Source organism: Aerosakkonema funiforme FACHB-1375 (assembly GCF_014696265.1).
GTDB classification, from domain to species: Bacteria; Cyanobacteriota; Cyanobacteriia; order Cyanobacteriales; family Aerosakkonemataceae; genus Aerosakkonema; species Aerosakkonema funiforme_A.
In genome coordinates this window covers 1-7,578 of record NZ_JACJPW010000200.1, presented here as the reverse complement: position 1 = coordinate 7,578, position 7,578 = coordinate 1, and the positions used below count along the sequence as shown (strand labels likewise).

The 7,578-nt window shown below is 43.2% G+C and carries 3 protein-coding genes; 1 reads left to right on the top strand and 2 read right to left on the bottom strand.

All coding sequences use genetic code 11. From position 1 onward, the window contains the following. Positions 1-55: 55 nt before the first annotated feature. Together H6G03_RS36315 and H6G03_RS36310 are read right to left on the bottom strand one after the other, a co-directional pair. Entirely contained in the window at positions 56-1,867 is a 1,812-nt protein-coding gene (locus H6G03_RS36315) for a sensor histidine kinase (RefSeq protein ID WP_190475670.1), read from the bottom strand. A gap of 6 nt (positions 1,868-1,873) precedes the next feature. Then, positions 1,874-2,260 (bottom strand): hypothetical protein, encoded by a 387-nt coding sequence (locus H6G03_RS36310; RefSeq protein WP_190475668.1) that lies wholly within the window; start codon positions 2,258-2,260, stop codon positions 1,874-1,876. An 818-nt stretch (positions 2,261-3,078) separates the two neighbouring features. Here H6G03_RS36310 and H6G03_RS36305 point away from each other — a divergent pair. Beyond that, positions 3,079-7,506 carry an ATP-binding protein gene (locus tag H6G03_RS36305; RefSeq protein WP_190475666.1) on the top strand — a complete coding sequence of 1,476 codons (4,428 nt, stop codon included), beginning with the start codon at positions 3,079-3,081 and terminating at the stop codon, positions 7,504-7,506. Positions 7,507-7,578 lie beyond the last annotated feature (72 nt).

Genomic DNA, 7,578 nt, shown 5'->3' with positions numbered 1-7,578 from the left:
AAAATATTAATTCCCCCGCTCCCCCGCTCCCCCGCTCCCCCACTCCCCCACTCCTCTAACAATTGGCCACCGGTAAGGTAAACCAAAAGTTTGAACCGGAACCGCGACTGCTAGTGACGCCGATTTGACCGCCGTGAGCTTGAATAATTTGCCGACAAAGATATAATTTTAGACCGATACCGGTGGAGCATCGTGCTTGAGGGTCGCGGACGTAGAGGTCAAAGAGGCGATCGCACTCTACTTGACTCATCCCCGTACCGTTATCCTGGATATGGCAGCGAATTGTCCCCGCTTCCACTGTAGCGCTCAGGCTTAAACACAATCCGGGGGGATTGTGTTTCAAAGTATGGGTAAATAAACTTTCAAAAACTCGCTGTATTTGAGTCGGATCGAGTATTACTAACGGTAAATTGTCAGGGACAAGATTGGTCAGGCTGGCTTGATTTTCTGCCAGCATTGGTTCTAAGTCTTTAATAATAGATAGTAGCAGGGTGTTGAATCGAACAAACTCGCGATGGATAATAGTTCCCTGTTCTTCACTTGTATGAGTTTCTAGCAGTGAGTGGATCGTTTTCAGTTGGCGATCGATCCCAGCAACCATACGTTCTAATAATTTACGAGATATAGATATATTTTCCTCTGACCGAGCCAACCAATTTTTGAATACCATTAACGTTCCCATCACCGATGTGCGAAGATCGTGGGAAACTGTATGCAGCAAAACATCTTTAATTCTGTTTAGTTCTTGGAGTTCTCTGTTGCGTTGCTGTAGCTGTGCTGTACGTTCTTCGACTTGGCGTTCTAAGTTGGCATTGAGGGTTTGCACTTGTTTGTAAAGTTGTGCTTGTTTTATGGCGATCGCTACTTGGGTTGCCAATTTTTCCAGTAAGTCTATTTCAAACGGTTGCCAATGACGAGGGCTGGAGCATTGGTTGGCAACTAATACTCCAAAAAACTCTGATTCCACAATAATAGGCACACCCAGGCTGGCTTTTACCTGGTAACGGCTATAGTATTCCTTTAAAAAGGGAGTTTTTTCGATTCGATCTGTATCGTCAATAACGCGGACATTACGATCTTCGTAAAAAGATTTAATTTCTTTAACATAAGTTTCATCGAGTTTCCATCCTTTGATGGATTCCCATTTGGGGTCTACGGATTCTGCGAGAATTTGCCCCCTACCGAAATCGTTAACGCAACCGATGAAAACGCGGTCTGCTTGCAGAAATTGCCTAACTTCTTCTACTGTGCTATCGAGAATTCGATCGAGGTTGAGCGAGTTGCGAATTCGCAAAGCCATCTCGCCCAATAAACGAGCGCTGCACCAAACTTTATGAGAAAAAGGCGGCGTCGTGCAGACGCGATCGCGATTTGGCAATACACGCATTTGCACTTGGGCCCGCTGCGGTTCCATAATATTCGTTGTGAGGGTGAACTCACCTTCCTCCAAGCTACTTTTGATTATTTCTGCTGATAGTAGCCCCACCAATACTTCACCCGACTTATTGTGAAACTCATATTCCCAGTTGTGGACTGCTCCTTCTGACTGCAATAATCGTTCCATTCTCAGGCGATCTAGAGAATTCACCCTAGCATTGATTTCAATTGAGCTACTACCAATTACCTCTTCTTCATACCCGCTAATACGAGCTATTGCCGGGGGATGGGATTTGGGGATGTTCTGTTTTGGAGGCTGACATACAAGGTCTGGCAAGCAGGAAGCATTCGATCTGAGTTGGGAATCTAAAGATAGGAGAAGTTTTGTAAATGCTTCGTCTTTCACTGCCGACGCTAGGATTTGTTTGAGCCGTTCAAAAGCAGCTTCATCCTGGCAACAGTCTCGTAAAGCTTGTATGTAGTTAGGCATCGGGAATCACGTTACGGGAGCAATTTCAAAAGTTTGCAGGGTTCGACACTTTTTTGAATTTAACAGCTCGTCTACTATGGCACGTACACAATGCGATAGAGATTGAACGCTTTCCTGGGATTCCCGTACCTTGTGGGGGTTAGTTAACTTTCTGAGGCTATCTTGATATAGAAATACAAAAAACTCTATTTCTTTTTTGGCACTATAGCGCAGGTTTGGCGAAAGTGTCGGCGCTAAAACTGCATAGCTGTGCGCGACTTCTTCAAGCAGCTCCAAAATTTCTTGTGGGGTGGCATCCTGATACTGCAATACTTGCTTAGCTAGTACCTCGATCGGCGTTAAATCCAGACCGTGTTGGGCTAAGATTTCTAAATCTGTAAATTGTACAGTCATGTCGCTAATCCCCTGATGAATGCGAAAGGTGGTTGCGATCGCCAGTTTGACGATCGTTTCTCCCCCGGATTCAGCGTTCTAACTTAAAGTTACGATTGCACGAGGCGATCGCGCTTCATTCAATTGATTCACCCGACAGGGTGATTGTCGGATCTCCCTAGTGAGGTTTATGGAAACGAGATGATTGCCTTTGCGCTAGCGGTTACTCGCGATATCAACTTGACTCTCACGAGCTATAAAAGTTAGGCTGAATCCAGGAGAGCCATAGTTTCATATTGTTGTAGATGACGATTGCATCATAATATCTGTTTGCTTGCCACATTATGCAGTGACCGATTTTGAAAAGGTCTGCGATCGTCATCACACTTACGTATAGAAATCAACTATGAGATTATTAGGGTAAATTTACTTATAATATAAGGCTTTGGCTATGCTATTATCAGTAATTTTACTTAGATAAGACCGAGACAAAAGTGGTTGCCAAGCTGTAAGGGTAATTCATGAATTACCCTTACAGCCATAGCTGTTGAAATCGGAGATGGCATAAGTCTTACTAAATAACTAAGTTTAAAGCTTCATTGCCAGGGGAAAACCAGACAGAAGAGAAAGGAATTATCTAATAGACATCTCCTCCAAAAGAATCTCAAAGGGCAGGCAGGATACCTACCCCACAAGAATTTTTGGAGATGTCTAATGTATTGCTAAATATTTGCAAAAAAGATACATAACTTTTTAAAATTAAATAAATTTATTAAAGAATTTAATTTAACATAAAATTTAGTAACGATTTACGTTCGGCAGCAGAGATGGGGGTAGGGATGGCGGACACAACAATTAATCTTCTCGGCTACAGCATTACCCAGCAAATCTATACCGGAACGCGAACTCTGGTTTATCGGGGTATTCGAGCTTCAGATGGGCAACCTGTAGTTATCAAACTGCTACGAAATGAGTTTCCCCGATTCACCGAAATAGTTCAATTTCGGAACCAATACATCATCGCTAAAAACATCGATATCCCTGGCATTACCAAACTCTACAGCCTGGAAAACTATGAAAACCGCTATGCCCTGATTATGGAAGATTTTGGCGGAATTTCTCTATCTTGTTATATGGCATCAGTTGGCGATCGGAAAAGTAAAGGGGAATTACCTCTGAGTGAGTTTCTTCCCATTGCTGTTCAAATTGCCGATACCCTCGACGGACTCTATCGCCACTCGATCATCCACAAAGATATCAAACCCGCCAATATTTTGATTAACCCAACTACCAAAGAAGTCAAAGTAATTGATTTTAGCATTGCATCGCTTTTGCCTCGCGAAACCCAAGTTCTTCAAAATCCCAAAGTCTTGGAAGGGACTCTACCTTATCTATCTCCCGAACAAACTGGACGGATGAATCGAGGTATTGATTACCGCACGGATTTTTACTCTCTGGGAGTGACTTTCTACGAACTGCTTACCGGACAGCTGCCGTTCCAATCTGATGACCCGATGGAATTGGTGTACTGTCACCTTGCCAAACAGCCTATCTCAGTAAATCAGCTCAACCCAAGAATTCCTCAAATACTGTCTGATATTGTCAGCAAATTGATGGCGAAAAATGCGGAAGACCGCTATCAAAGTGCGCTGGGACTTAAGGACAATTTGGAAACTTGTTTGTGGCAATGGAAAAATACGGGAACGATCGTACCTTTTGAATTAGGGCAGCGAGACTTGTGCGATCGCTTCATTATCCCAGAAAAATTGTACGGTCGGGAAAGGGAAGTACAAACCCTCCTGGCGGCATTCGTTCGCGTAGCGTCTCCTTCGGAGAATCGCATCGCCAATCAATCGGAATCAGCTCTCCCAAATCCCAAATCCCAAATAGAAATGATGCTCGTTGCCGGTTTTTCCGGTATTGGCAAAACCGCTGTCGTCAACGAAGTTCACAAACCAATTGTGCGGCAGCGCGGCTACTTCATCAAAGGCAAATTTGACCAATTTCAGCGCAACCTTCCCTTCTCAGCTTTCGTACAAGCTTTTCGAGATTTAATGGGGCAATTGCTGAGCGAAACCGATGCCAAACTTGTGCAGTGGCAGTCGGAAATTCTGACAGCATTGGGCGACAACGCGCAAGTAATTGTGGAAGTGATTCCCGAATTAGAACAAATTATCGGAGCGCAACCCCCAGCCGCAGAACTATCGGGAAGTGCGGCGCAAAATCGCTTTAATCTCTTATTCCAGAAATTTATTCAAGTCTTCACAACAAAGGAACATCCCCTTGTCATATTTTTAGACGATTTGCAATGGGCAGATTCAGCATCTTTGCACTTGATTCAATTGCTGATCGACCAGAACGATCGCGGCTATCTATTCTTAATTGGTGCTTATCGCGATAATGAAGTTAGTTTGACGCACCCGTTGATGCTGACTTTGACAGAAATTCAAAAAACTGGCGCAACGGTTAACACCCTGACTTTAGAAGCGCTCCAGAAGTCGGATGCGAACGTTTTGATTGCCGATACTTTGGGTTGTTCGATCGCGCTCGCAAAACCTCTCAACGAACTGGTTTATCAAAAAACAAAAGGCAATCCATTTTTCCTAACTCAATTCCTCAAGTTTCTCCACGAAGATGGACTAATCGAATTTAATTTTAAAGAGCGTTATTGGCAGTGTGATATTTCCCGATTGCGAGCATTGGCACTGACCGATGATGTGGTTGAATTTATGGCACTGCAATTACAGAAATTGCCAGTAGCTACTCAAGAAGTATTGAAACTTGCCGCCTGCATCGGTCATCAATTCGACTTAAGCACACTTGCCATTGTCCGCGAGCAATCTCGATCGGAAACAGCAGTAGATTTGTGGAAAGCATTGCAAGATGGTTTAGTTCTGCCTACGAGTGAAGTTTACAAGTTTTTCCAAGCAGATGAAAACGGAGAAACGCTTGTCGGTAATCAACAAGAATCTACCCAGTTAGCTATTACTAATTCCCAGGTTCCCACCTACCGATTTTTACACGATCGCGTGCAGCAAGCTGCTTATGCTTTGATTCCCGAATCGCAAAAACAAGCAACTCACCTAAAAATCGGTCAACTTTTGTTGAATAAAACCCCTGAAGCTGAAAGAGAAGAGAAAATTTTTGATATTGTCAATCAGTTGAATTATGGTATGGAGTTGATTGTCGATCGAACCGAGCGCGATCGACTGGCTCAACTGAATTTAATCGCGGGACGCAAAGCAAAGAGTGCTACTGCTTATGCGGCAGCACGCGGATATTTAAACGTTGGCAGGCAACTTTTAGCCGTAAATAGCTGGCAAACAAAGTATGAATTAGCACTCAACCTGCACGTTTTAGCAGCAGAAATTGGCTATTTAAGCACTGATTTTCAGCAGATGGAGGAGTTAGCTGACATAGTGCTGCACAACGCCAAAACGTTGCTGGATAAAGTGAAAGTGTATGAAATTAAGCTTTCCGCTTGTACGGCGCAAGTCAAACCGAAACAAGCCGTCGAAATGGGATTGGAAATTCTCAAACTCTTGGAAATTAACTTTCCGGAACAGCCAAGTCCGGCGGATATTCAGCAAGCTCTAGAAGAAACAGCAGCGCTTTTTGCTGACAAAAATATTGCCGATTTTGTCAATTCGCCAGATATGATAGACCCGAAAAAACAGGCAGCGATGCGGATTTTATCGGGGATAGTTTCGCCAGCTTATATAACCGCTCCTTTGCTCCTGCCGCTGATAATTTTGAAAATGGTTCAGTTGTCAGTTTTTTACGGCAACGCTCCTTTATCTGCATTTGCTTACGCTTTGTATGGATTGATATTAAGCGGTGTAGTTTTAGATATCGAAACTGGATATCAATTCGGTCAATTGGCTTTAAATATCGTCGATCGCTTTAACGCTAATTACCTCAAAACCAAAGTTTTCTATACTGTCGGCGTCCACATTATACATGGTAAACACCATGTCAAAGAGACTATTCCCCTTTTAAAAGAAGGTTACGCGAGAGGATTGGAAACGGGAGAGTTAGAATTGGGATATTCAGCCAAAGAAATTTCTCAATATTCCTATTTAATCGCGCATAACCTAACGGAATTAGAACAGGAAATAGACACTTACTGTAAAGCGCTTGCTCAATTCAAACAAGAAGCTGCATTGAATTATACTCAAATCGTTCATCAAGCTCTATTAAATCTTTTAGGACACTCAGAAGATCCTTGTCGCTTTGCAGGTGAAGCTTATAACGAAGAGAAAATGCTGCCGTTTCACATCCAGGCGAACGATCGCAACGGACTCCATTATTTTCACTTCCACAAAATGCTCATTTGCTATCTGTTCGGCAATACTGAGCAAGCTCTAGAAAATGCTCGGCAAGCGGAACAGTATTTAGACGCGGTGACGGGGATGCTGAACGTACCGATGTTCTACTTCTACGATTCGCTGGTGCGGCTGGCGGCTATAAATAGCGATCGCAATTCGGAACAGGAACATCTACTTCATGTGCGAAGCAATCAGGAAAAACTGCAAAAATGGGCTCATCATGCCCCGATGAATTTTTCGCACAAATTTTACTTAGTGGAAGCGGAGATATTCCGAGTACAGGGTGAAAAGATGAAAGCAATGAAAGCTTACGATCGCGCAATTGCCATCGCCAAAGAAAATGAATATCTCAACGAAGAAGCTCTCGCGAATGAACTAGCTGCTAAATTCTACCTGGAATGCAGTAACGAAAAAATTGCAGAAGTATATCTAATTGATGCTTACTATGCTTACGCTCGTTGGGGTGCATCATCGAAAATTGACGATCTAGAAAAACGCTATCCCGAATTACTTGTTAGTATCCTGCAAAACAATAAAACTCACCTCGCTCCCAGCGAGGAAATTTTTACTTCCAGTCGTGCGTCATCAATTTCTAGTTCTACCAGAACAATTACTGGCAGTACCAGCAGTTCCGAGTTAGTAGATTTACCAACGGTTATCAAAGCTTCTCAAGCACTGTCCAGCGAAATGCAAATCGATCGCTTGCTTTCTAGCCTTATGCAAATGGCGATCGAAAATGCTGGTGCTGAAAAAGGAGCATTGATTTTGAACGAAAATGGCAAATGGTCAGTTGTCGGCTACTGCTTTAACCGCGAAAATTGTTATGTTGAATCAATGCCGTTTGAGGATAACTCGGCAATTCCCTTGAGCTTGATTAATTACGTCAAACACACAAAACAAACGCTAAGTAGTCGGACAAAAGTAATCGACACTGTATGAACTTTTGTTAAGGCACTTGCAGGAGTGCCTTCGCACAGCGTGCCGTAGGCATATCGTGCATCGGCACAATTA

Coding starts and splice junctions, on each gene's coding strand:
- H6G03_RS36315 (WP_190475670.1), bottom strand. CDS start 1,867: ATGCCTAACTACATACAAGCTTTACGAGACTGTTGCCAGGATGAAGCT.
- H6G03_RS36310 (WP_190475668.1), bottom strand. CDS start 2,260: ATGACTGTACAATTTACAGATTTAGAAATCTTAGCCCAACACGGTCTG.
- H6G03_RS36305 (WP_190475666.1), top strand. CDS start 3,079: ATGGCGGACACAACAATTAATCTTCTCGGCTACAGCATTACCCAGCAA.